General features: G+C 68.3%; 23 protein-coding genes. 16 read left to right on the forward strand and 7 right to left on the reverse strand.

The genetic code is table 11. From position 1 onward, the window contains the following. Positions 1–32 precede the first annotated feature (32 nt). A complete protein-coding gene (locus tag OGL92_RS11630; protein ID WP_263143770.1) occupies positions 33–2,210 on the forward strand; it encodes a malate synthase G in 2,178 nt (725 codons plus the stop codon). Between the two features lie 237 nt (positions 2,211–2,447). On the opposite strand, the gene OGL92_RS11635 is transcribed toward OGL92_RS11630, so the two are convergent. After that, positions 2,448–2,957 carry a response regulator gene (locus tag OGL92_RS11635; protein WP_263143771.1) on the reverse strand — a complete coding sequence of 170 codons (510 nt, stop codon included), beginning with the start codon at positions 2,955–2,957 and terminating at the stop codon, positions 2,448–2,450. A gap of 228 nt (positions 2,958–3,185) precedes the next feature. On the opposite strand from OGL92_RS11635, the gene OGL92_RS11640 reads away from it, so the two are divergent. The 9 genes from OGL92_RS11640 (at position 3,186) to OGL92_RS11680 (ending at position 13,015) form a co-directional block, all read left to right on the forward strand. After that, positions 3,186–5,132, forward strand: coding sequence for a putative nucleotidyltransferase substrate binding domain-containing protein (locus tag OGL92_RS11640; RefSeq protein ID WP_263143772.1), 1,947 nt, complete (start codon positions 3,186–3,188; stop codon positions 5,130–5,132). Next, complete coding sequence (locus OGL92_RS11645) at positions 5,129–5,827, forward strand: 3'-5' exonuclease (protein ID WP_263143773.1); 699 nt, start codon at positions 5,129–5,131, stop codon at positions 5,825–5,827. Before OGL92_RS11640 ends, OGL92_RS11645 begins: the two co-directional genes overlap by 4 nt. Before the next feature lie 190 nt (positions 5,828–6,017). After that, positions 6,018–6,536: an RNA polymerase sigma factor gene (locus OGL92_RS11650; protein WP_263143774.1), complete on the forward strand. Its 519-nt coding sequence runs from the start codon at positions 6,018–6,020 to the stop codon at positions 6,534–6,536. After that, positions 6,533–7,495 (forward strand): FecR family protein, encoded by a 963-nt coding sequence (locus tag OGL92_RS11655; RefSeq protein WP_263143775.1) that lies wholly within the window; start codon positions 6,533–6,535, stop codon positions 7,493–7,495. The genes OGL92_RS11650 and OGL92_RS11655 overlap by 4 nt, the downstream gene beginning before the upstream one ends. Before the next feature lie 114 nt (positions 7,496–7,609). Continuing rightward, positions 7,610–10,018, forward strand: a complete 2,409-nt coding sequence (locus OGL92_RS11660) for a TonB-dependent receptor (RefSeq protein ID WP_263143776.1) — start codon at positions 7,610–7,612, stop codon at positions 10,016–10,018. A gap of 43 nt (positions 10,019–10,061) precedes the next feature. Next, entirely contained in the window at positions 10,062–11,171 is a 1,110-nt protein-coding gene (locus OGL92_RS11665; protein ID WP_263143777.1) for a PepSY domain-containing protein, read from the forward strand. Further along, positions 11,168–11,362 (forward strand): hypothetical protein, encoded by a 195-nt coding sequence (locus OGL92_RS11670; protein WP_263143778.1) that lies wholly within the window; start codon positions 11,168–11,170, stop codon positions 11,360–11,362. Before OGL92_RS11665 ends, OGL92_RS11670 begins: the two co-directional genes overlap by 4 nt. A gap of 63 nt (positions 11,363–11,425) precedes the next feature. Next, entirely contained in the window at positions 11,426–12,379 is a 954-nt protein-coding gene (locus tag OGL92_RS11675; RefSeq protein ID WP_263143779.1) for a lyase, read from the forward strand. A gap of 15 nt (positions 12,380–12,394) precedes the next feature. Next, the gene (locus OGL92_RS11680; protein ID WP_263143780.1) at positions 12,395–13,015 is read left to right on the forward strand and encodes a glutathione S-transferase family protein; all 621 of its coding nucleotides are present in this window, start codon (positions 12,395–12,397) and stop codon (positions 13,013–13,015) included. Positions 13,016–13,124: 109 nt separating this feature from the next. Here the strand turns inward: OGL92_RS11680 and OGL92_RS11685 are convergent, their stop codons facing one another. The 6 genes from OGL92_RS11685 to OGL92_RS11710 form a co-directional block, all read right to left on the reverse strand. Continuing rightward, complete coding sequence (locus OGL92_RS11685) at positions 13,125–13,427, reverse strand: hypothetical protein (RefSeq protein WP_263143781.1); 303 nt, start codon at positions 13,425–13,427, stop codon at positions 13,125–13,127. Between the two features lie 36 nt (positions 13,428–13,463). Then, positions 13,464–14,801 (reverse strand): cell envelope integrity protein CreD, encoded by a 1,338-nt coding sequence (gene creD / locus OGL92_RS11690; RefSeq protein WP_263143782.1) that lies wholly within the window; start codon positions 14,799–14,801, stop codon positions 13,464–13,466. Positions 14,802–14,912: 111 nt separating this feature from the next. Continuing rightward, positions 14,913–16,337, reverse strand: a complete 1,425-nt coding sequence (creC, locus tag OGL92_RS11695; protein ID WP_263143783.1) for a two-component system sensor histidine kinase CreC — start codon at positions 16,335–16,337, stop codon at positions 14,913–14,915. Between the two features lie 3 nt (positions 16,338–16,340). Further along, complete coding sequence (gene creB, locus OGL92_RS11700) at positions 16,341–17,021, reverse strand: two-component system response regulator CreB (RefSeq protein ID WP_263143784.1); 681 nt, start codon at positions 17,019–17,021, stop codon at positions 16,341–16,343. Positions 17,022–17,160: 139 nt separating this feature from the next. After that, positions 17,161–17,667, reverse strand: a complete 507-nt coding sequence (locus tag OGL92_RS11705) for an ATP-dependent zinc protease (protein ID WP_263143785.1) — start codon at positions 17,665–17,667, stop codon at positions 17,161–17,163. Positions 17,668–17,785: 118 nt separating this feature from the next. Then, positions 17,786–19,033, reverse strand: coding sequence for an HD-GYP domain-containing protein (locus OGL92_RS11710; protein WP_263143786.1), 1,248 nt, complete (start codon positions 19,031–19,033; stop codon positions 17,786–17,788). A 146-nt stretch (positions 19,034–19,179) separates the two neighbouring features. On the opposite strand from OGL92_RS11710, the gene OGL92_RS11715 reads away from it, so the two are divergent. The 6 genes from OGL92_RS11715 (at position 19,180) to OGL92_RS11740 (ending at position 25,150) form a co-directional block, all read left to right on the forward strand. Further along, entirely contained in the window at positions 19,180–20,073 is an 894-nt protein-coding gene (locus OGL92_RS11715) for an acyltransferase (protein ID WP_263143787.1), read from the forward strand. A gap of 222 nt (positions 20,074–20,295) precedes the next feature. Beyond that, entirely contained in the window at positions 20,296–22,299 is a 2,004-nt protein-coding gene (gene betT, locus OGL92_RS11720; RefSeq protein ID WP_263143788.1) for a choline transporter BetT, read from the forward strand. A 214-nt stretch (positions 22,300–22,513) separates the two neighbouring features. Continuing rightward, a complete protein-coding gene (locus OGL92_RS11725; protein WP_263143789.1) occupies positions 22,514–22,993 on the forward strand; it encodes a hypothetical protein in 480 nt (159 codons plus the stop codon). Then, positions 22,962–23,261, forward strand: a complete 300-nt coding sequence (locus tag OGL92_RS11730; protein WP_263143790.1) for a hypothetical protein — start codon at positions 22,962–22,964, stop codon at positions 23,259–23,261. Before OGL92_RS11725 ends, OGL92_RS11730 begins: the two co-directional genes overlap by 32 nt. After that, complete coding sequence (locus OGL92_RS11735; protein WP_263143791.1) at positions 23,261–23,794, forward strand: hypothetical protein; 534 nt, start codon at positions 23,261–23,263, stop codon at positions 23,792–23,794. The genes OGL92_RS11730 and OGL92_RS11735 overlap by 1 nt, the downstream gene beginning before the upstream one ends. Before the next feature lie 237 nt (positions 23,795–24,031). Further along, positions 24,032–25,150: a Gfo/Idh/MocA family oxidoreductase gene (locus tag OGL92_RS11740; RefSeq protein WP_263143792.1), complete on the forward strand. Its 1,119-nt coding sequence runs from the start codon at positions 24,032–24,034 to the stop codon at positions 25,148–25,150.

Here is a 25,150-nt window from a genome sequence, read left to right on the forward strand (position 1 = left end):
GCCGAAAAAAGCTGAGCAGAGTGAGGCAAGCAATGACTGAACGCGTTCAAGTCGGTGGCCTTCAGGTCGCCAAAGTCCTGTTCGACTTCGTGAACAACGAAGCCATCCCCGGCACCGGCATCGCCGCCGAGGCGTTCTGGGAGGGCGCCGCGAAGGTCATCGCCGACCTCGCGCCGAAGAACGCCGCCCTGCTCGCCAAGCGCGACGACCTCCAGGCGCGCATCGACGCCTGGCACCGCGAGCGCGCCGGCCAGGCCCATGACGCGGCCGCCTACAAGGCCTTCCTCGAAGAGATCGGCTACCTGCTGCCGCAGCCCGAGGACTTCCACGCCACCACCCAGAACGTCGACGAAGAAATCGCCCACATGGCCGGCCCGCAGCTGGTGGTGCCGGTGATGAACGCGCGCTTCGCCCTGAACGCCGCGAACGCCCGCTGGGGCTCGCTGTACGATGCCCTCTACGGCACCGATGCGATCAGCGAGGAAGGCGGCGCCGAAAAGGGCAAGGGCTACAACAAGGTCCGCGGCGACAAGGTGATCGCCTTCGCCCGCGCCTTCCTCGACGAGGCCGCGCCCCTGGCCAACGGCTCCCACGTCGACGCCAAGGCCTACGTGGTCTACGGCGACAAGCTGGTGGTGAACCTGCGCGACGGCAGCGAGACCGGCCTCGCCGACGCCGCCCAGTTCCTCGGCTTCCAAGGCGATGCCTCGGCGCCGAAGGCGGTGCTGCTCAAGCACAACGGCCTGCACTTCGAAATCCAGATCGACCCCGCCAGCCCCATCGGCAGCACCGACGCCGCGGGCGTCAAGGACGTGCTGATGGAGGCCGCGCTGACCACCATCATGGACTGCGAGGATTCGGTCGCCGCCGTGGACGCCGACGACAAGGTGGTCATCTACCGCAACCTGCTCGGCCTGATGAAGGGCGACCTGGCGGAGAGCGTCACCAAGAACGGGGAGACCTTCACCCGCATGATGTACGCCGACCGCAACTACACCGCGGCCAACGGCGGTACCCTCAGCCTGCACGGCCGCTCGCTGCTGTTCGTGCGCAACGTCGGTCACCTGATGACCAACGACGCGATCCTCGACGCCAGCGGCCAGGAAGTGCCCGAGGGTATCCAGGACGGCCTGTTCACCGGCCTGATCGCCCTGCACAACCTCAACGGCAACACCAGCCGCCGCAACAGCCGCACCGGCAGCGTCTACATCGTCAAGCCGAAGATGCACGGCCCCGAGGAAGCGGCCTTCACCAACGAGCTGTTCGGCCGCATCGAGGACGTCCTCGGCCTGCCGCGCAACACGCTGAAAGTCGGCATCATGGACGAGGAGCGGCGCACCACGGTCAACCTCAAGGCCTGCATCAAGGCGGCCCGCGAGCGCGTGGTGTTCATCAACACCGGCTTCCTCGACCGCACCGGCGACGAAATCCACACCTCCATGGAAGCCGGCGCCGTGGTGCGCAAGGCGGCCATGAAGAGCGAGAAGTGGATCGGCGCCTACGAGAACAACAACGTCGACGTCGGCCTGGCCACCGGCCTGCAGGGCCGCGCGCAGATCGGCAAGGGCATGTGGGCGATGCCCGACCTGATGGCGGCGATGCTCGAACAGAAGATCGCCCATCCGCTGTCGGGCGCCAACACCGCCTGGGTCCCCTCGCCGACCGCCGCCACCCTGCATGCCCTGCACTACCACAAGGTCGACGTGTTCGCCCGCCAGGCGGAGCTGATCAAGCGCACCCCGGCATCCCTGGACGACATCCTGACCCTGCCGCTGGCGCCGAACACCGATTGGAGCGCCGAGGAGATCCAGAACGAACTGGACAACAACGCCCAGAGCATCCTCGGCTACGTGGTGCGCTGGATCGACCAGGGCGTCGGCTGCTCCAAGGTGCCGGACATCCATGACGTCGGCCTGATGGAAGACCGTGCCACCCTGCGCATCTCCAGCCAGCTGCTGGCCAACTGGCTGCGCCACGGGGTGGTCGACAAGGAGCAGGTGCTGGCCAGCTTCAAGCGCATGGCCCCGGTGGTCGACCGGCAGAACGCCGGCGACGCGGCCTACCGCCCGCTGGCGCCGGACTTCGACGGCAACATCGCCTTCCAGGCGGCCCTCGAACTGGTGCTCGAAGGCACCCGCCAGCCCAACGGCTACACCGAGCCGGTGCTGCACCGCCGTCGCCGCGAGTTCAAGGCGACGTTCGCTCGCTGAGCGCCGCGCACGAAGAAGCCGCCCTCCGGGGCGGTTTTTTTTGCGTGGGCATCGGGATGGCGCCGAAGCCGGGCCGGCGAGAAGGCGAGCGGCGGGCGACGCCGGCACCCCGTTCGCCCCGGGCTGGGCACCGATGGCGCGCGGCCCCGTGATCGGCCGGCGACGGCTCGCGGGAGGCGAACGGCCTGGGGGAACCCGGGGTAACGCGCATAGCCGAAAAGACGGGACGGCGCGGCGTCAGCCGCAGGTGACGCTCAGGGCTTTCGCTGGCCCGTGCCTAGCCCGCCTCCGCGACGGCTGCGGAGGCGGCACGCCCAGCTCGTTGCGGATCAGCGTGACCAGTACCGAGGGATCGACCGGTTCGAGCAGGAAGTCCACCACCTTCATGTGCATCGCCTCAATGGCGTCTTCCACCGCGGCGTCGCCGGAAAGGATGATCACCGGCAAGGTGGCCCGCGCCGATCGGCGCACCTGGCGCACCAGCTCCAGGCCGTCGCTGTCGCCATGCAGGCGCAGGGCATTCACCAGCAGGCCGATGGAGGGCCGCGTCGCCAGCAACGCCATGGCCTCTTCGACACTGCCCGCGGTCATGCAGGCGATGCCCTGATCGATGATCCATTCGGCCAGGTCGGCGCGGGTGGACTCTTCTTCGTCCACCAGCAGTACGCCGGGGTGTGCGCTGGGAAGGCGCACGATATCGTCCAACGCGCGAAGCTCCTCTTCGCTCAGCAAATCGCCGTAACTCATGGAAAGCCCTCATCGCGTCCTCGGACGCGCGTCCCGCACAAAACCGGGGGTGCGCGGGTTACCGCTGGTGGGATGCGCGGCGCGGGTCTAGAGTTCCCGATTGGCCGGGGTTCGCTGCCGAACGGTCGCGAATCCGCGCGGATAGCGGCTTTTTTAGACTTACGTCCAATGGGCGCGGCGCCACACGCCGCGCAGCATGCATTTTCAGCCACCCCTGCGGGTACGGGTATGAACGAAGCGAAGGATATCGCCCAGGCGGGCAAGCTCGCGGTGATGCAGAACGTCCGCGGCACCATGGAATTCCTGCAGAAGTACCCGCCGTTCAACCAGATGGAAGGCGCCCACCTGGCCTATCTGGTGGAAAACTGCCGGTTGCGTTTCTACGCCGCCGGCGAGTCCATCATCAAGCCGGAAAACGGCGCGGTGGAGCACTTCTACATCGTCAAGCAGGGCCGGGTGGTGGGCGAACGGCCGCAGGCCGCGCGACGCGACGACGGCAGCACCTTCGAAATCGCCAGCGGCGAGTGCTTTCCCCTCGCCGCCCTGCTCGGCGAGCGCGCCACCCGTACCGAGCACCTGGCCGGCGAGGACACCTTCTGCCTGCTGCTGGACAAGCGCGCCTTCGTCAAGCTGTTCACCCTCTCGACCGCCTTCCGCGACTTCGCCCTGCGCGGCGTCAGCGGCCTGCTGGACCAGGTGAACCAGCAGGTGCAGGCGCGCGCGGCGGAAACCCTCGGCGCGCAGTATTCCCTGGAAACCCCACTGTCCGAGCTGGCGGTGCGCCAGCCGGTCACCTGCGGCCCGGCGCTGCCGCTGCGCGAAGCGGTGCGGCTGATGCACGAGCAGCAGGTCGGCAGCATCGTGGTGGTGTCGCCGGAACAGCGCCCCCTGGGCATCTTCACCCTGCGCGACCTGCGCGGGCTGGTGGCCGACCCGACCACCGACATCGGCGCCGAGCTGGCGCGCCCCATCGCCGACGCCATGACCCAGGCGCCCTACCACCTGGGCCCGCAGGCGACCGCCTTCGACGCCGCCATCGCCATGACCGAGCGGCACATCGCCCATGTCTGCCTGGTGGCCGACGAGCGCCTGCTGGGGGTGGTGTCCGAACGCGACCTGTTCTCCCTGCAACGGGTCGACCTGGTGCACCTGGCCCGCACCATCCGCCACGCCGGCCGGGTGGAAACGCTTTCCGCCCTGCGCAGCGACATCCGCCAACTGGTGGACCGGATGCTCGCCCACGGCGCCAGCTCCACCCAGATAACCCACCTGATCACCCTGCTCAACGACCACACCGTCTGCCGGGTGATCGAGCTGGCCCTCGAGGCCCTGGGCGATCCTGGCATCGCCTTCACCTGGCTGAGCTTCGGCAGCGAGGGGCGCCGCGAGCAGACCCTGCACACCGACCAGGACAACGGCATGCTGTTCGAGGCCGCCGACGCGGTGGAGGCGGCCGAGGCCCGGCGACGCCTGCTGCCGCTGGCCGAGCGGATCAACCAGGACCTGGCGCGCTGCGGCTTCAGCCTGTGCAAGGGGCAGATCATGGCCGGCAACCCGCAGCTGTGCCTGTCCCGCGCCGAATGGACGCGGCGCTTCTCCAGTTTCGTCCGCGAAGCCACACCGGAAAACCTGCTGGGGTCGAGCATCTTCTTCGACCTGCGCGCCATCTGGGGCCCCGCCGAGGGCTGCGAGCAGGTGCGCCGCCAGATGCTCGCCGAGGTCGCCGACAACAGCGCCTTCCAGCGCCTGATGGCGGAGAACGCCCTGCGCCAACGCCCGCCGGTGGGGCGTTTCCGCGATTTCGTGGTGGCGCGCAAGGGCGCCGAGAAAGACACCCTGGACCTCAAGGCCCAGGGCCTGACGCCGTTCGTCGACGGCGCCCGCCTGCTCGCCCTGGCCCACGGCGTGGAAGCCGTCGGCACCCTGGAGCGCCTGCGCCGCCTGATGGAGCTGGAGGTGATCGACGCCCAGGACGGCGCCGCCTACATCGAGGCCTATCACTTCATCCAACTGGTGCGCATGCAGCAGCACCAGCAACAGGCGCGGCAGAACCTGCCCTACGGCAACCGCCTGGACCCGGACAGCCTCAACCACCTGGACCGGCGCATCCTGCGCGAATCCTTCCGCCAGGCGCAGCGCCTGCAAACCAGCCTGGCGCTGCGCTACCAGCTATGACGCGCTTTCCCTGGCGATGGCGGCGCCGACCGCCCCTCGACCCGGCCCTGCAAACGCGTCGCGAGCGCCTACCGGAACCGGCCGCCTTCGCCGCGGCGAACCAGCGCCTGGTGGTGCTCGACCTGGAAACCAGCGGCCTCGACCTGCAACGCGACCACCTGCTGTCCATCGGCGCGGTGGTGATCGAGGAGGGTGCCATCGACTTCGCCCAGCAGTTCGAAACCACCCTGCGCCGCGAGCACGGCAAGCCCGGCGCCAGCGTGCTGCTGCACGGTCTCGCCCCCAGCGCCCTGGCCGCCGGCGTGGAACCGGCGGAGGGGTTGCTGGCGTTCATGGAGTTCCTCGGCGACAGCCCGCTGCTGGCGTTCCATGCCGGGTTCGACCGGCACATGCTGGCCCGCGCCCTCAAGGACGACCTCGACCTGCGCCTGCAACACCCCTTCCTCGACATCGCCGAACTGGCCCCGTTGCTGTGCCCCGAGGCCGGCCTCGAGCGTGGCGGGCTGGACGATTGGGTGGCGCACTTCGACCTCTACGTGCCGCAGCGCCACCACGCCAGCGCCGATGCGCTGGTCACCGCGGAGATCGCCTTGATCCTGTTCAGCCGCGCGCGGCGCCGGGGTTTCGAGGATCTGCCGGCGCTGGTCGAGGCCTGCGCCCGACGCCGGCGGCGCCAGCAAACGCCATCGTTCTGAACGCCCGCGAAGAGCATCCGCCAGGGGCCCGAGCCACCCCGCCCGTTCCGCCAACACGCCGCCATCGACCGCGAACGTCACGCTTTCGAGCGCCAGCCGACCACCTGCGATTGCGGCACTTGGCCAGTGTCTGCGATTATATTTGCGAATAGTTCTCGTTTTTCTGTCCATTCGCGTGGCGGAGGTCACCGTGTCAGCAGGGGAATCGCTCGATCACCAACTCGTGGGCTCGCTCTACCGCGACCACCGCGCGTGGCTGCTCACCTGGCTGCGCAAGAACCTGCACTGCCCGCAGCGCGCCGAGGACCTCAGCCAGGACACCTTCCTGCGCCTGTTGAACAAACAGCAGTTGCCGGCGCTGCGCGAACCCCGCGCGCTGCTGACCACCATCGCCCGCGGCCTGCTGGTGGATCATTTCCGCCGCAGCGCCCTGGAGCGCAACTACCTCGACGAACTGGCCCAGCAACCGCCCGCCGAACAGCCGGACGTCGAGGAGCAGGCGCTGTTGCTGGAAGCGTTGCGGGAGATCGACCGCTTGCTCGGCACCCTGTCGAGCAAGGCGCGCGCGGCTTTCCTCTACAACCGGCTGGATGGCCTCGGCCACGCCGAGATCGCCAACCGCCTGGGGGTCTCGGTGCCGCGGGTGCGCCAGTACCTCGCCCAGGGCCTGCGCCAGTGCTACGTGGCGCTCTACGGGGAACCGCGATGAGTCCGGCGCACCCGGTATCCGCCCAGGTCCTCGACGAAGCCATCGGCTGGCAACTGTGCCTCGGCTCGGGCGAAGCCGATCCGCAGCAACGGGCCGCCTTCGCCGACTGGCACGCGGCCCATCCGGAACACGCCCGGGCCTGGGCGCAACTGGCCGGGCTCGATCGCCAGCTGGCGGCCGCGAGCGCCACGCCGGCGCGACGCGCCCTGCTGCGCGCCACGCCCACCGCGCGCCGGCTGCGCCTGGGCGGCGGCGTGCTCGGCCTGCTGCTGGCGGTGGCCCTCGGCCTGGGCCTGCTGGAGCGGCAGCGTCCCCTCGGCGACTGGCTGGCCGATGAAGTCACCGGCGGCGGCGAACAACGCGAGCTGCTGCTGCCCGATCGCACCCGCGTGCGGCTCAACAGCCGCAGTGCGCTGGACGTGCGTTTCGACGCGCACCAGCGACGGCTCGTCCTGCGCAGCGGCGAAATTCTGGTGGAAACCGCCCACGGCGACCCGCGACCATTCGTCGTCGGCACCGCGGAAGGCGATCTGCGCGCCCTGGGCACGCGCTTCCTGGTACGGCGCGAGGCCGGCGCCACCCGCCTGACCGTGTTGCAGTCGGCGGTCGCCGCCCAGCCCGCCGCGGCGGGCACCGAGCGGATCGTCCCCGAGGGCCAGTGGGTGCTGATGCATGCCGATCGCCTGGAGCCCAGCCAACCGGCGCCGCTGGCGGCGGATGCCTGGAGCCACGGCATGCTGGTGGTGGAGAACCAGCGCCTCGGCGACCTGCTCGACGCCCTCGGCGAATACCGCGACGGCTACCTGGGCGTGGACCCGGCGATCGCCGACCTGCGCATCAGCGGCAGCTTCCCGCTGTATGACAGCGATCGCGCACTGGCCGCATTGCCGCCCAGCCTGCCGGTGCGGATCGAACGGCATACCGGCTGGTGGGTGCGAGTGGTCCCGGCGAAACCCTGAGGATTTCGCGGGGCCGCCGGCTCCCGGAAAAATTATTTTTCAGCGGCCCTATCACTTTTCCATTCGGCTTCGGCAAGGGAATAACCGACCCATACCGCCTCGGAGTCACACCCCATGTCCACCCCGCTCAGTTCCCTGTTCCGCCCGCGTCTGCTGGCCGTCGCCATCGCCCTCGGCGGCCTGCCGCTGCATGCCCTGGCCGAGAGCCAGGCCTACCGGCTGCCGGCGGCGCCCCTGGCCAACACCCTGAACCGGATCGCCAGCGAAGCGGGGATCGCCCTGAGCATCGACCCGGCGCTGACCGCCGGCAAGACCGCCCAGCCGGTACAGGGCGAATACGACGCGCCCGGCGCCCTGCGTGCCGCGCTCAACGGCAGCGGCCTGCAACTGGTGCACAGCGCCGCCGGCACCTACAGCCTGGCGCCCGCGGTGGAAGGCGACGCCCTGGCGCTGCCGGACGTCAACATCGACGCCCGCGCGGATGCCGTGGAAGGCAGCGAGGCGGCCGGCTACCGCAGCGAGAACCTGAAGAACGTCGGCGCCCTCGGCGGCATGCGCCTGCAGGACACGCCCTATTCCATAAGCGTGGTGCCCCAGGAGTTCCTGCAGAACACCCAGTCCACTTCCCTCGACGACGTGTTCAAGCGCAGCCCCTTCACCCAGGTCTATTCGCCGACCGGTGCCGGCTATGCCAGCGCGGCGAGCATCCGCGGCTTCGCCAGCGCCGGTAACCTGAGCATCGCCAACGACGGCCTGCGCTTCACCACGGCGTCGGACGGCGGCAACTACATCGAAGAAATGCAGCAGCTGGAAATCGTCACCGGCCTCACCGGTTTCCTCTACGGCCCGGCGACCCCCGGCGGGCTGGCCAACTACGTGCTCAAGCGCCCCACCTACGAGCGCTACAACAGCGTCACCCTGGGCAACGCCGGCGGCGAGAACTACTACCTGCACGGCGACTTCGGCGGGCCGATCGACAGCGAGAAACGCTTCGCCTACCGGGTCAACGTGCTGACCCAGGACGGCGAGACCGCCCTCGACCTGCAGAAGCGCCGCCGCGAAATGATCAGCGCGGCGCTGGACTGGAACGTCAACGACGACCTCCAGGTGCAGTTCGACGCCTCCCACAAGAAGACCGAGATCCGCGGCCTGACCAGCTACTGGTACATCCCCGACGGCGCCCTGCGCCCGGACGCCTCGTCGCTGCACAACGACAAGCTCTACAGCCAGAAATGGGCCTTCTCCGACGACGAGAGCGACCGCGTCGGGGCCCGCGCGACCTGGCGCCTGAACGACGTGTTCACCCTGCGCGGGGCCTTCGCCGCCACCGAGTTCAGCCAGGAATACACCTACACCGGCCCGAGCATCTACAGCCCGGCCGGCTACGTGCAGGAGCTGTACGCCTTCGCCCCGGAAGACCACGAAGAGAAGTCCGGCTACCTGTTCCTCGACTCCGCCTTCGACACCGGCCCGCTGGGGCACAAGCTCACCCTGGGCTATCAGGGCAACACCTCGCGCACCAAGCAGCACATCGACAACGTGCCGTACCCGGGGCCGCAATACGTGTCGGTGGTGGGCACCGTTCCGCTGAACGAAACCCCGCAGGTGGACAAGCCCGAGTATTCCATCGGCAACCGCTCCAAGCGCCTGGCGTCCACCAGCGAGTCGAACAACTACCTGATCGGCGACATCATCACCTTCAACCCGCAGTGGTCGACCATCCTTGGCCTGACCCATACCCAGATCAAGAGCTACGACAACGACTTCGTCTACGCCACCGCCTTCGGCTACGCCGAGACCGGCACCAGCTACGACAAGGCGGAAACCTCGCCGAACATCTCCCTGGTGTACAAGCCGCTGCCCTGGCTGACCACCTACGCCACCTACATCGAAGGCCTGCAGGCCGGCGGGATCGCGCCGAGCACCGCGATCAACCGCGGCACGGCGCTGGAACCGCAGGTGAGCGAACAGTACGAGATCGGCGCCAAGGCCACCCTCGGCGAGACCCTGCTGACCCTGGCGCTGTTCAACATCGAGAAGCCCAACAGCTACGTCAACGCCTACAACCTCTACGTGCAGGACGGTCGCCAGGAAAACAATGGCCTGGAATTCAGCGTCACCGGCAAGGTGCTGCCGCAGTTGACCCTGCTCGGCGGCTTCACCCTGATCGATCCGCAGATCAAGAAGACCAGCGTGGCGGCCAACGAGGGCAACAGACCGACCAACACCGCCTCGCAACTGGCCAAGCTGTATGCCGAGTACGACCTGGGCGCCCTGCCCGGCTTCGCCCTCACCGGCGGCGCCTACTACACCGGCAAGCAATACGTCGACGAGGCCAACCACACCAGCCTGCCGTCCTTCACCGTGTTCGACGCCGGCGCGCGCTACCGCACCCGGGTGGCGGAGAACCAGGTGACCTTGCGCGTCAACGTCAACAACCTGAGCAACAAGGAATACTGGCTGAACAGCTCCTACCTCGGCGAACCCCGCAGCGTGGCCTTCTCCGCGCAGCTGGAATTCTGATGCCGCGAGGCCTCCGGCATGACGCCGGGGGCCTGGAGCCCCGATGAAATCGACCACCATCCGGCGCTGGTCCCAGGTGCACACCTGGAGCAGCCTGATCTGCACCCTGTTCCTGCTGATGCTGGCGCTGACCGGGCTGCCGCTGATCTTCCACCACGAGATCGACCAGTTGCTGGGCGATGCCCCGGTGCTGCGCGAACGGCCGGCGGACACCCCGGCGCTCGACCTGCAGGCGCTGGTGGCCGCCGCCGAGGCGCACCGCCCGGGCGAGGTGGTGCAATACCTCGGCTGGGAGGACGACGAACCGAACGCGGTGATGGCGATCACCGCCGCCCGCGCCGACACCGAGCCGAACGCCTCGCACACCTTCCTGCTCGACGCCCGTAGCGGCGAGGCCCTGGAAATGCCCTCGGCCAACGGCGGGCCGATGCTGTTCATCCTGCGCCTGCACGTGGACCTGTTCGCCGGCCTGCCGGGCAAGCTGCTGCTGGCCGGCATGGGCATCCTGTTCATCGTCGCGCTGGTTTCCGGCACCCTGCTCTACGCGCCCTTCATGCGCCGCCTGGGGTTCGCCAGCGTCCGCCATGCCCGCGCGGCGCGCACCCGCTGGCTCGACCGGCACAACCTGATCGGCATCGTCACCCTGACCTGGGCGCTGGTGGTCGGCATCACCGGCGTGTTCAGCGCCTGCGCCGACCTGTTGATCGCCGCCTGGCGCAACGACACCCTGGCGGCCATGGTGGCCCCCTACCGCGACCTGCCGCCGCCCCGCGAGCGGGCGCCGGTCACCCGCCTGGCGGCCCTCGCCGGCGCGGCGGCGCCGGGCACCCGCCCGGATTTCATCGCCTTCCCCGGCACGCGCTTTTCCAGCGCGCACCACTACACGGTGTTCATGAAGGGGGCGACGCCGCTTACCTCGCACCTCTGGACCCCGGTGCTGATCGACGCGCAAAGCCTCGCGGTGACCGCCGTCGGCGGGCGCCCCTGGTACATGGACGTGCTGGCGATGTCGCAACCGCTGCACTTCGGCGACTACGGCGGCATGCCGATGAAAGTGCTCTGGGCGCTGCTCGACGGCCTGACCCTGGTGGTGCTCGGCAGCGGCCTCTACCTCTGGTGGGCGCGGCGCCGCGCGAGCCCGGCGCCGCGATGACGCGCAAGGCCGGCTCCTACCGGCGGGTCTTCGCCCTGCCGGCGCTGATCGCCGCCCTCAGCGCCGGCGGGCTGGTGGCCGCCCTGCTCGGCGACGGCCTGTGGGATGCCTGCGCCTGGGTCGGCCTCGGCATTCCCTGCGTGCTGGGCTTCTGGCCCTTGCTGCGGCGCCGGCCCCGGGGCACCGGCTAGCGCGTCGAACCGGCGCGCGGTTCCGGCAGTCCATTACCCCATGCCCACGCCGGGAGGCCTCCCATGTTCCGCTCCATCGCGCTCGCCCTGTTCGCCCTGCTGGCGAGCCCCTTCGGCCACGCCGACGAACTGCGCTATTACCCCTTGCCCGCCGGCAGCGCCCCGCAGGCGGTGGCGCCGGGCTCCGACGGACGCATCTGGTTCAGCGCCGGCGGCCTCGGCGCCCTGGGCCGGCTCGACCCGCAGACCGGCCAGAGCGAGCTGATTCCCCTGGGCCCGGAGGCGCATCCGCAGGACGTGCTGGTCGACGCCGACGGCGCCGCCTGGGTGGTGGACGCCGGGCTCAACGCACTGGTGCGCATCGACCCGCAGCGGCTCGGCGTGGAGACCTTCAAGCTGCCGCCGGAAGCGGCCGCCGCCGAGCTGGCCAGCGCCGTGCTGGATAACGATGGCAACCTCTGGTTCACCGGGCGCAAGGGCCTCTACGGGCGTTTCGACCCGCGCCGCAAGACCTTCCAGGTGTGGCCGGCGCCGGACGGCGAGGGCCCGGACGGCATCGGCGTGACCCCGGCCGGGGAAATCTGGTACGCCAACCCGCGCGGCCACGCCCTGGTGCACGTCGACCCGGTGGACGGCCGCGCGGAGGTCCTCCCCGCCGCCCACCCTGGGCAGGCTCCGCAACGCCTGTGGAGCGACGCCCAGGGCAAGCTCTGGGTGAGCGCGGCGGACGCCGACGAACTCAGCCTCTACGATCCGCTGGCGCGGGAATGGCGTGAATGGCCGCTGCCGGACGGCGAGCAGGCGCGGCCCTACGCGGTGTACGTCGACGAGCAGGACCGCATCTGGCTGAGCGACCTGGCCGGCGACGCCCTGTTGCGCTTCAACCCGTTCAGCCACGACTTCACCCGTTTCGCCAGTGACCGACCGGGCACCGCCGTGCGACAGTTGCGCGGCCGCGTCGGCGAGGTCTGGGGCGCGGAGTCCGGCCAGGACCGCCTGGTCGTCATCCGCTACTGATCACGAGGAGAGCCCATGAGCCTGACCCTGTTCCATTCGCCGCTGTCGCCTTTCGTGCGCAAGGTGGTGGTCCTGCTGCACGAGACCGGGCAGATCGACCGCGTGACCCTGCAAGGCGCGCACCTGAGCCCGGTGGCGCCGAGCGCCGAGGTCAACCGCGACAACCCGGCCGGGAAGATTCCCGCCCTGCGCCTGGAGGACGGCAGCGTGTTGCACGACAGCCGGGTGATCCTCGACTACCTCGACCACCAGCACGCCGGCCCGCCGCTGATTCCCCGCGAAGGCGCCGCCCGCTGGCGTGCCCTGACCCTGGCGTCCCTCGCCGACGCCATCCTCGACGCCACCGTGCTGCTGCGCTACGAAAGCGCCCTGCGCCCCGAGGACAAGCGCTGGGACGCCTGGCAGGCGGGGCAGCGGGAGAAGATCCAGCGGACCCTGGACTACCTGGAGAGCGCGGCGATCGACGAACTGGCCAGCCGGTTCGACATCGCCGCCATTGGCGCGGCCTGCGCCCTCGGCTACCTGGACCTGCGCCTGGCCGACTTCGCCTGGCGCGAGCGCTATCCGCGCCTGGCGCACTGGTATGCCCAGGCGCAGCAGCGTCCGTCGATGCGCGCCAGCGCGCCGCCGGCCTGAACCGGCCCGGGCGAGGCGGGCCCGGCCTCGCGGACCGGGAACAACCGGGCGATGCGCCGCGCCAGCCAGTGGGCGGCGCGCGCTTCCTCGCGCAATCCGAGGTGCCGGCTCATCGCGGGCGGCTCCAGCGGAAGGCCAGCGCGGCGAGCAGCAGCGCGGGTTGCAGGATCGCCAGGCAGAAGGCCAGGAACGACCTCACCTGGAGATTGCGCCGGGCCTCCTCGACGCCGCTGAGCGCGCGCCAGAAGCCATCCGGCAGCCCCCACAGCAGCAGACCGGCGAGGGGTTCGCCGCTGCCCAGCCAGCCGGCGAGCGGGCCGAAGGCCCCGGCGAACATCATCGTCCCCGGGACCAGCAGGCTGAGCAACAGACCGCCGCCGAAGCAGACACACAGACGCAAAAGGCTTTTCATGGGCACTCCGTGGCGCGTCGGGCGCGCCATCCAGGTTCAGGGGGCGACGGGCTTGCCGGTCAGGCCGTACCAGTCCAGGCGGCGGGTCAGCAGCATCACCGCGGCGAGCACGCCGAACACCAGCAGCGATCCCATCAACAACGCGTAGTCCTCGGCGCTGAGCAGGCCGTAGAGCATCCCGTAGAGGGCCGCCAACATCGCGCCGAAGCCCAGCCCGCGCACGCCGCTGCGCAACACGTTGCCGACGTAGAAGGCGTTCAGCCCGACGCAGGCGCCCGCCGACAGGCCGTAGGCCAGGCCGAACCCGAGGTGCTCCGACAGCGAGACCAGCAGCAGGTAGAAGAGCGCCAGGGACAGCCCGACCAGGCTGTACTGCACCGGGTGCACGGCGAGGCGCTTGAGCACTTCGAAGAGGAAGAAGCCGGCGAAGGTGAGCAGGACGAACAGCAGGGCGTACTTGATCGCCCGCTCGCTCTTCAGGTACTGGTCCACCGGATCGATGAAGGTCACGCCCAGCTCGCGGACGGGAAAGCTCGCGCAGGACGGGTTGCGCACGCAGTTGGCCAGCGCTTCCTGGAGGTTGGTGGCGAAGAAGCTGGTCTGCCAGCGGGCAGTGAAGCCCTTGGCATCGGTCTCGCGCTCGCTGGGCAGGTATTCGCCGAAGAAGCTCGGGTGCGGCCAGTCGGATTTCAGCTCGATGCGGCTGTCGCGCCCCACCGGGTTGATCGCCAGCCGCTCGCTGCCCTGCAGGTCGAGGTCGAAGGCGAAATCGAGTGGCTGCGCGGCGCTCGTCAGGCTCGGCAGGGGCGCATGGACCCCGGCGCCGAGGCGCACGTCGCCGCTGCCGGGCTGGAAGCCGAAGGCCTGGCCGTTCAGGGTCACCACGAGGTCATTGCGGATGCCGCGGATATCGCTGATGCCCACGGCCAGGAAGGCCGGCTCGAACCGGTAGTCGGCGAACGCCTCGCCCAGCCCGAAACGCTCCGGCAAGGCGAAACGCCCGCTGATGTGGCTCTGGCCATGGTACAGACGCGCCTGGTAAATGCCGCGGCTTCGCGTTTCGGTGGAGACGTCGCCCGTCAGCGCGAAACGCTCCGGGAGGAAATACAGGCGCCCGGCATGCTCCTTCTCTTCCTGGTAGCGTTGCCCGTCGGCCCCGGTGCGCCATTCGCGCACCGACTTGCGGTACGGCAGCACCAGCAGGGGGCCGTTGATCTGCTGCGGGTAGCTGGAGCTGCGTGCGATGTCCTGCAAGACCGCGTCGCGCAGGCGTTGGCGTTCGCCGACCAGGCCGTCGATCAGCGACAGCGGGATCAACAGGAGCAGGATCAGCAGGGCGATGGTGCCGAGTTTGAAACCCAGGGTTCGGATCATGGCGGGACTCTGTGGGGTGGAAGATGCCCAGAGTCTGCCGGGCCCCTGTCGGGGCTTCGTGGCGCCGCCATGGAGAATCCATGGAGATTGTGTGACGCCGCGGGCCGCGCCTCAGGCCGCCGGCAGGGTCAGACGCGCGTACACGCCGTCGTCGCGGTTGGCCAGCTCCAGCGTCCCGCCGTGCAACTGCGCGACTTCCTGGACGAAGTTCAAGCCGAGCCCGGTGCTCTTGCGCCCGCTGGATGGGCGCGGCAGGGAATAGAAGCGCTCGGTCAGGCGCGGCAGCGCGTAGTCGGGAATCGCCGGGCCCTGGTTGAACAGGCCGAGGCTGGCCAGGCGGCCCTGGCGACCGGCGTCGAACTCCAGACGGGCGCCGACGGGCGCGAAATCCAGGGCATTGTCCAGCAGGTTGCCCAGGGCCTGGCGCAGCAGGAACCGCTCGCCGATCGCCGCGAGTTCCGCCGGCACCCGGTTCTCCACCCGCAGGCCGGCGCCCTCCAGGCGCGCCGTGCGCGCCAGCAGCACCTCGTCCACCAGGGCGCGCAGGGGAATTTCCACGCGCTCCTCCAACCCCTGGCGCTGCTCCACCTGGGCCAGGTCGAGCAACCGCTCGATCAGCTGTTGCAGGCGCGCGCTCTCGCGCTCGATGTGGGCGACGAAGCGCTGCCGCTGCTCGGCCGGCATCTCCCCCTCGAGCAGCTCGGCGGCGCCACGGATCGCCGCCAGCGGGCTCTTCAATTCGTGGGTCAGGGTGTGCACGTAGCGCTCGACGTAGGCCTTGCCCTCCAGCTCGACGCGCATCCGCTCCACCGCCTCGGCCAGGTGCGCCAGCTCGCCGCCACGCAGGCGCGGCAAGGCCGCGCGCTCGCCGGCGCTGACCGCGCGGGCATAGCGGGTCAGTCGCCGCAGCGAGCCGCTGAGCCACCAGGAGAGCAGCCCGCCGACCAGCAGGCCGAGACCGATCAGCCCGGCGCCGAGCCAGGCCAGGCGCCGCTGCGAACGCTCGATGTAGGGTTGCAGGGTGCGGTTCGGCTTGGCCACCGAAACCACGCCGATGATCCGCTCGCCGTCCATGATCGGCGCCGCCACGTACATCACCGAGGAATCCGGGTCGTCGGCGTTCTCCCGGGTCGAACGGGCGCCGTAGTGGCCCTCCAGGGTCAGGTGGACATCGTTCCAGCGCGAGTAGTCCTGGCCGACGCCGATCCCGCTGGAATCCAGCAGGACGATGCCATGGGCGTCGGTGACGTAGATGCGATGGTTCACCGCGGTCTTGCGCACGCCCCAGATGTTCGCCTGCGGGCGCCGCTGCCCGTAGGCCCGGAGCAGTTCGGTCAGGCGGCTGTCGCCGAGGGTGCCGCGCTTCACGTCGTCGCGGAGGATTTCCGCCAGCAGGTTGGCGGTGTCCACCAGGGTCTCCTCGGTGGACTGGCGCATGCCGGGGCGGATCTCGTCCATCACCGTGGCGAGCACGAACCAGCCGGACAGCCCGACGAAGAGGAAATAGACCAGGAAGATCCGCGCGCCCAGGGGCATCGCCTAGCGCTCCGGGTCGTAGCTGTAGCCGAGCCCGCGATGGGTCTGGATCGGCTCGAGGTCCGGGCGTACCTGCCGCAACTTGGCGCGCAGGCTCTTGATGTGGCTGTCCACGCTGCGCTCGTAGCCGGCCTCGCGGGCGACGCCGAGGGCGTCGAGCAACTGCTCGCGGGCGAACACCCGCTGCGGCTGGCCGAGCAGCGTCTGCAACAGGCGGAACTCATGGCGGGTCAGGACCAGCGGCTGGCCCTGGTAGTGGATGCGAAAGCGTTCCAAGTCGACCTGGAACGGCCCGGGCGGGGCCGGCGTCGGCGCATCCCGGGGCGCCAGGCGCCGCAGGATCGCCTTGACCCGGGCGGCGACCTCCCGCGGGCTGAACGGCTTGACCACGTAGTCGTCGGCGCCGATCTCCAGGCCCACCACCCGGTCGATCTCGGCGTCCCGCGCGGTCAGAAAGATCACCGGCAGGTCGGAGAAACGCCGCAGCCGCTTGCAGGCCTCGAACCCGCTGATGTCGGGCAGGCCGACGTCGAGGATCAGCAGGTCGAAGGGTTGCCGTTCGAGCAGGGCCAGGGCTTCGCCGGCCAGGCCCAGCCAGGTGGTGGCGAAGCCCTCGGCCTGCAGCGCGTAGATCAGGGTGTCGGCGATGGCGGCTTCGTCTTCGACGATCAGCACGGACGGCATGGCGGGGGTCTCCGAGTCGGACCGGGCGCGGCGTGCGCCAGCGCCCGTACCCTCGTGGCACGGGCGAGCGCCGGAAGCCCGGCACGGTGCCGCAGCCGCGCGCCGCCGTCAATTGGCGGCGACGCTCAGCCGGGGTGGCTCAGCACTGCGGTTTGCCGGCGGTGAACTTGCGCGCCGGATCGACCGCCGCCTCCAGCCGCTCCAAGGCGTGGGCGCCGACCAGCAGGGGATAGTTGAAGGCGGTGCGGTCGGTGAGGTTGACCTCGACCGTATGCCGCTCCTGGCCCAGGCACAGCTCCATCTCGATCACCGGGCGCTTGGCCACTTCGGTGGCGCCGCTCTCTTCCTCTTCCTCGTCGGCGCGGTTCTTGATCTTGCTCATGCGCGCCAGGCGGTGTTCGTAGACGGTGGCATCGGCACCCTTGGAGGCCAGGCGGAAGCGTACCCAGGGTTCGCCCTCGCGCTCGAAGCGCTCGATGTCCTTGGCCGACAGCGAGGCGGTCAGCGCGCCGGTGTCCATCTTGGCTTTCAGGGTCTGGCCGATTTCCGGCAGGCGGATGTATTCGTAGCGGCCGTAGAGGGTCGGCTGTTCGGCGGCGAAGGCCGGCAGGACGACCAGGCCGAGCAAGGCGAGAACTCGTTTCAAACCGATTGCTCCTCGGTGAATGGCAGGGACCGCGCGCGGCCGCGATGGCAGGTCGCACGGGACAGGCCGATAGACTCGCGCGTCCGGGCTTGGTTCTGCGCGGAGGGCGAAGCGGGCTTCAGCCGAAATAGGAACCGCGCGCCGGCTCCACGTTCAGCCAGAGCCGCTCGAGGTGGCGAAAGCCCCATTGCTCGGCGGATTCGCGGCCGACGATGCGGTCGCGCCCGGCCTGTTTCTCCAGGTCCACCACTTCCTGGGGGATCGGCATCTTGGAGCGGGCCGAGAAGAACACCTTGACCTGCGGCGCCAGCAACGAGCGGTCGTGTTGTTCCAGCACCACGCCGAGGCGGCCGCTCTCCAGGCGCACCAGGGAGCCGGTGGGGTAGATGCCGACGGATTTGACGAAGGCCTGGAACACCGCCTCGTCGAAATGCCCCGCGCACCACTCGGCCATCTTGCGGATCGACTCGGCCGGGTCCCAGCCCTTCTTGTACGGGCGGTCGGAGGTGATCGCGTCGTAGACGTCGCAGACCGCGGCCATCTTGGCGAACAGGCTGATCTGCTCGCCGGCCAGGTGGTGCGGGTAGCCGCTGCCGTCGATCTTCTCGTGGTGGTGCAGGCAGACGTCCAGCACCAGCGCGCTGACCTGCTTGCTGTCGAGGAGGATGCGCCCGCCGGCCTCGGGGTGCTCGCGCACCGCGGCGAACTCGCCGTCGGTCAGCTTGCCGGGCTTGTTCAGCACCTGCGGCGGGATCGCCATCTTGCCGATGTCGTGCAGCAACCCGGCGACGCCCGCCTCGCGGACCAGCGGCGCGTCCAGCTCCAGGCGCCGCGCCAGGGCGATCATCAGCGCGCAGACCGCCACCGAGTGCATGTAGGTGTATTCGTCCGAAGTCTTCAGCCGCGCCAGGCTGATCAGCGCGTTGGGATGGCGAGCCACCGAGGCGGCGATTTCCTCCACCAGCTCGCCGACATGGCCGGTGTCGATGGCCAGCCCCATGCGCGCGTCGTTGAACATCGCCACCACCGCCGCCTTGGCGGCGCCGCAGAGCTTCTGTGCGCGGCCGATTTCCTCGTCCAGGGCCACCCGCCGCACCAGCGCCGGAGCTTCCGCCGCCAGCAGGCGCGCCTCGGCTTGCGCGCGGACCTCGGCGACGCTCTGGCTGGCCAGCCCCGCCTCGAGGTCGCGGCCCTTGTCGGTGTCGATCCAGAGCTCGCTCACGCCGCTGTCGCGCAAGCGTTGCAAATCGCGCTCGGAGGAGAGGTCGAAGCGGGTTTTCCAGAACGGATGGTCCATCCAGGAACCGCAGAGTTCGTGGACGTGCATCCCCAGGCGCAGATCGGCGACAGCGATACGTTTCAACAAGGTGCGAGCTCCCGCGCGGGCGTGGAGACGCCCTGAAAGCACGGTAATACGCCACCCCTGCCCCGGCAAGGTCGCGCGTCAACTTGGGCTGAGCGGTACGCCTGGGTATGATGGCGACGCCTCAAGCGAGCCAAGGAACCGACCCCATGCGGGCGCTCTTGACCGGCCTTTGCGCCACCTTTCTGCTGTTGCTCAACACCCTGCTGCTGATCGGGCCGATGATGCTCGTCGCGCTGTTCAAGCTGGTGGCGCCTGGCCAGGCGCTGCGCGACGCCTGCTCGCGCGGGGTGATGTGGATCGCCGAATACTGGGCGGAAAACGACAAGCGCATCTTCGCCCTGCTCACCCCGACCGTCTGGGACATCCGCGGCGCCGCCGAGCTGCGCAAGGACACCTCCTACCTGGTGATCAGCAACCACCAGTCCTGGGTCGACATCCCGGCGCTGGTGCAGGCGTTCAACCGCAAGGCGCCCTACTTCAAGTTCTTCCTCAAGCAGCAACTGATCTGGGTGCCCTTCCTCGGCCTGGCCTTCTGGGCGCTGGACTACCCCTTCATGAAGCGCTACTCCAAGGCCTACCTGGACAAGCACCCGGAGATGAAGGGCAAGGACCTGGAGATCACCCGCGCCGCCTGCGAGAAGTTCAAGCGCCTGCCGGTAACCGTGGTCAACTACCTGGAAGGCACGCGCTTCACCCCGGCCAAGCAGGCGCGCCAGGGCTCGCCCTATCGCCACCTGCTCAAGCCGAAGGCCGGCGGCGTGGCCTTCGTCCTCGCCGCCCTCGGCGAGCAACTCGATGCCATCCTCGACGTCACCCTGGTCTACCCCGGCGAGCGGGTGCCGGGTTTCTGGGACCTGCTCTGCGGCCGGGTGCCGAAGGTGATCGTCGACATCCGCACCCTGGCGCTCGACCCGGCGCTGTGGCGCGGTGACTACCAGAACGACCCGGTCTTCCGCCAATACGTGCAGGATTGGGTATCCGCGTTGTGGCGGGAGAAGGACGCCCGCATCGACCGCCTGCGCGCCGAACTGCCCGGCTGAGGCCGCGCCCCGCCTCCCTCCACGTCTTTCCGACGAAACCGCCAAGCCTGCCTCCGGGCCCCGTGCCAGGGGTGCGGGCGGGCGCTTCCCGTGCGCCACGCGGCGGCCCCGGGTTGGCCCCGGACCGCCCTTCCGTGTTTATATTGAACGTTCGATCAATAAAATGACGACACAGGAGGTTCATTTGCTCCCCATCCGGCACTCCGCTACGGGCGTTCGACCATGAGCGCGCCTTCGACCACGGACCACGCCCTGCCGCGCATGAACCCCCCGGTGTTCTACTGCTCGGCGACCTTCATCCTGCTGTTCGGCCTGGTGGTGGTGCTCTTCCCGCAGCGCGCCGGCGACTGGCTGCTGCGCGCGCAGACCTGGGCCGCCGACAGCGTCGGCTGGTACTACCTGCTGGCGATGAGCCTGTACCTGGTCTTCGTGGTGGTCACCGCGCTATCCGGCTACGGCAAGATCAAGCTCGGCGCCGACCACGACGAACCGGAGTTCAGCTACCTGTCCTGGGCCGGGATGCTGTTCGCCGCCGGGATCAGCATCACCCTGTTCTTCTTCTGCGTCTCCGAGCCCCTCACCCACTTCGCCCTGCCGCCCCAGGGCGAACCGGGCAGCCGCGACGCCGCGCGCCAGGCGATGCAACTGCTGTTCCTGCATTGGGGCCTGCACGGCTGGGGCGTGTTCGCCTTGGTGGCGATGGCCCTGGCTTACTTCGCTTACCGGCACAACCTGCCGCTGGCCCTGCGCTCGGCGCTCTACCCGCTGATCGGCAAGCGCATCAACGGCCCGCTCGGCTATGCGGTGGACGCCTTCGGTATCATCGCCACCATCTTCGGGCTGGGCGCGGACATGGGCTTCGGCGTGCTGCACCTCAACGCCGGCCTCGACTACCTGTTCCACGTGCCGCACACCCCCTGGGTGCAGGTGACCCTGATCGCGCTGATGATGGGCGCGGCCATCCTGGTGGCGGTCTCCGGGGTGGAGAAAGGCGTGCGGGTGATGTCCGACATCAACATGCTGCTGGCCTGCGCGCTGCTGCTCTTCGTGCTGTTCGCCGGGCCCACCCAGCACTTGCTCAACACCCTGATCCAGAACCTCGGCGACTACCTGGGCGCGTTGCCCGTCAAGAGTTTCGACCTCTACGCCTATGACGAGCCCTCCGACTGGCTGGGCAGCTGGACAGTGTTCTATTGGGCCTGGTGGATCGCCTGGGCCCCCTTCGTCGGGCTGTTCATCGCGCGGATTTCCCGCGGCCGGACGATCCGCGAATTCGTCTTCGGCGTGCTGTTCATCCCCCTCGGCTTCACCCTGGCGTGGATGTCGATCTTCGGCAACAGCGCCATCGACCAGGTGATTGGCCACGGCTTCGGCGACCTGGCGCGGGTCGCCGTGGAAGAGCCGGCCATGGCCATCTATCGCCTGCTGGAGACCTACCCCTGGAGCCGCACGGTGATCGGCGTGACGGTCTTCGTCAGCTTCGTGTTCTTCGTCACCTCGGCGGACTCCGGCACCGTGGTGCTGTCCACCCTCTCCGCCCGCGGCGGCAGCGTCGACGAGGACGGGCCGAAATGGCTGCGGGTGTTCTGGGGCGCGATGACCGCGCTGATCACCAGCGGCCTGCTCTTCGCCGGCAGCATCGACGCGCTGAAATCGGCGGTGGTGCTGACCTCGCTGCCGTTCTCGCTGATCCTGCTGCTGATGATGTGGGGCCTGCACAAGGCCTTCCACCTGGAGTCGCAGCGCCAGCGCGCGCGCCTGCACTCGCCGGCGCCGGTGACCGGGCGCTCCAGCCGGCACAGCGGCGGCTGGCGCCAGCGCCTCAGCCAGGCCGTGCACTTCCCCTCGCGGGACGAGGTGTACCGCTTCATGGAAAGCCTGTTGCGCCCGGCGATGGAAGACGTCGCCGCGCAATTCCGCGAGAAAGGCCTGTCGGTGGCCACCAGCCTGGACACCAACAACGCCAGCCTGAGCCTGGAGATCGGCCACGGCGAGGAACACCCCTTCCTCTACAAGGTGGTGATGCGCGGCTTCTTCACCCCCTCCTTCGCCATCGCCGGCCTGGCCGCGCGCAACCTCAACAACCGCCGCTACTACCGCGCCGAAGTCCACCTCGCCGAAGGCAGCCAGGACTACGATCTGGTGGGCTACAGCAAGGAACAGGTGATCAACGACATCCTCGACCAGTACGAGCGGCACCTGCAGTTCCTGCATTTGGTGCGGTGATGCCATGGGGAGGAGGACGCGTACGCGCCGTCCTCCCCCTGCCTTCCGGAAGCTCACCGCGCTCGAAATGCGAGTGACACCACAGGATCATTCGTTCTTCTCCGGCATGCTGGCGCTTCCCTGGCAAAGGGAACTCACCATGCTGTTATTCAGACGCAATACACGAGACGCTGACCCCGTAACCGGAACGGTCGATTGAGTTATCGGCAACAAGTTGACTGTGAAGCTGAATGGCCTGGGGCCCGACAAGAAACACTACCGAGTCACCCGCGACAGCCCGTGCATCGATGTGAAACAAAAAGCGGACGAACGTTTCCAGGAACAAACGATCCGCTTCGAGGCCCGAATGGCCTGCCAAGGCGCGCGCATTACGGCCCTCAGTGGCACGGGTGAAAAATACCTGACAGGGCTGACATTGAATGTCGTGCCGAAACTGGAGCTCCCACCCTCGAATACCGATGAGGGTGCGCTTGCACGGGTATTGCTCGCAGAATCGATATCGCCTGGCAACCCTGGTTTCCCAGGCGATAAAGACTCACTTACGGCCATGCTGCTTATTCAGCAGGTTTTCATACAGGATGAATTTTTCAGATATAAGAGTATTCAACAACCCAAGTTCCAGAACCATTACGGCGTTAATAATGGCGGGCCCAGGCCAAGAGGTGAAAGGATTTGGTTCTTATCCAAATATTGAACCGCAACAGGCAACCTTGATAGCTGAGATACTGGAAATCGCAAACAATGCCAGCGATAAACGCTACTCTGTATACCGAAAGCATCTCATACGCGCCATAGAGGTTTCATCAGGTAAAGAAGTTCGACTCGCTGGAGAGTTTTATGGATGGAGAAAAAAGAATTCTTTTCATCCGGGAGGCGCTTACGAACAACCGTATGACTTCGCAGGGCAGACTTTCTATAAACTCAACCCTGCATTTCTGGAGCGTTATAGGAAAACACGTTGATGACTAAGCCCGGCCTCTGTCGTTTTATCCTATTCTGCATGGCGGCGATCTTTTGCACGCTGCCACACGCAAATGAACTTTTTGGACCATCCATTTTTAGCGGACAATCGGCTCATATCGATATTCTTAAAGAACCGCTCTACCTCAATCCTCAGTATGATCTGCAATACCTAGTAGTTCGCATGGGCCACAACCATGAAGACAACCATTTCTGCTTGGTCGGCTATCGCTGGCCGGATGGCGACCAACAAGTAGCGGTGTATTGGCAGGAAAGCAGAACCATCTATCTCTGGGATGGCCGCCGGGAAATACCCGAGCGCTATAGCCGCTACGCATCCTCTTTACTTATGTCCTCCAGCATCAACCTGGATCGTGACGTGGTGGAGCGCCAGGAGGACATGGGCATGGCCACGTACCTACGATCCTCCGTGGACGGGACGATAGCGGACTGCAAGGCGCACGGGACCTGGTACCGCGTGGAGCCCTTTGAGCCCCCGAAAGGGGAGGACGAGGATGACGAAGACTGGGAATGAGGCCAGCGCGGACCCGATGAGTGCAGGGCGACCACAGCATCGATCGTTCATCTGGAAGTCCGGGCGAGCGCAAGGTCTGCACTGGGACGATTGGGCAGGGTGACTATCCTGCCCACTGGGGTGGCGGTCCTGCTGCAACCGACCGCGCGCCTTCTCATCCCCAGCCATCGACCGCGCTGAACTCTGCTGGCAGCCCATTGCCCACTTCTTACCCAATCGGAAAGAGGAGAACAGGCTGTGAGCAATCCCGATACGCAAGGCAAGGTCCGTTACGCCGTCGTCGGCGGCGGCTGGATTTCCCAGGCGGCGTTCATGCCGGGCGTGGTCCAGACCCGTAACTCGGTGATGACCGCGCTGGTCACCGGGGACCCGCGCAAGGCCAAGGAACTGGCCGCGCGCTACGGCCTGAAGAGCTACGCCTACGAGGATTACGAGCAATTGCTGGGCTCCGGCGAGATCGACGCGGTGTACGTGGCGACGCCGAATTTCCTGCATCGGCAGTTCGTGCTGCCGGCGCTGAAAGCAGGCATCCACGTGCTGCTGGAGAAGCCCGCGGAAACCAGCGAGGCGGCGGCGTGGGAAATCGTCGAGGCGGCACGGGCCTCCCGCGCCAAGCTGATGGTCGCCTACCGCCTGCATCACGAGCCGGGCATGCTGGAAATCATCGAGCGGGTGCATGCCGGCGAATTCGGCGAGCCGCGCCTGTTCACCTCCACCTTCACCCAGCACGTGGAGGCGCGCAATCATCGGGCGCAGAACGGTTTCTGGGCCGGCCCGGCGGCGGACATGGGCCCCTACCCGATCAACGCGGTGCGCAACCTGTTCGCCGCCGAGCCCATCGAAGTCCACGCCGTGGGGGTGCGCACCCCGGGCGAGCCCTTCAACTTCCATGACACCCTGACCGTGACCCTGCGCTTTCCCGAAGAGCGCCTGGCCACCTTCACCCTCAGCTATGCCGTGCCGGGCACCGAGCGCTTCCAACTGATCGGCCGCGAAGGCGAGGTGGAGGCCTCGCCCTGCTACGGTTTCGGCCCGGGGACCGCGATCAGCTACCGCACCACCCTGGGCGAGCGGCAGGAGGAGCGCAAGCATCCGGTGGTGGACCAGTTCGCCGGCGAAACCGACTATTTCTCCAGTTGCATCCTCGAAGGCCGCGACCCCGAGGCCGACGCCGAGGAAGGCTGGCTCGACGTGCGGGTCATCGCCGCCATCCAGCGCGCCCTGGAAAGCGGCCAGCCGCAGCACCTGGAACCCTACACCCGCAGCAAGCGGCCCACGCGCGCCGAGCAGGTCCGCCACTATCCCCAGGGCGAGGTGCCGCCCTTCGTGGATGCCGATTCCCCCGTCGCGGAGTGA

The sequence above is a fragment of the Pseudomonas sp. RIT-PI-AD genome (assembly GCF_025642785.1).
Classification (GTDB): domain Bacteria; phylum Pseudomonadota; class Gammaproteobacteria; order Pseudomonadales; family Pseudomonadaceae; genus Pseudomonas_T.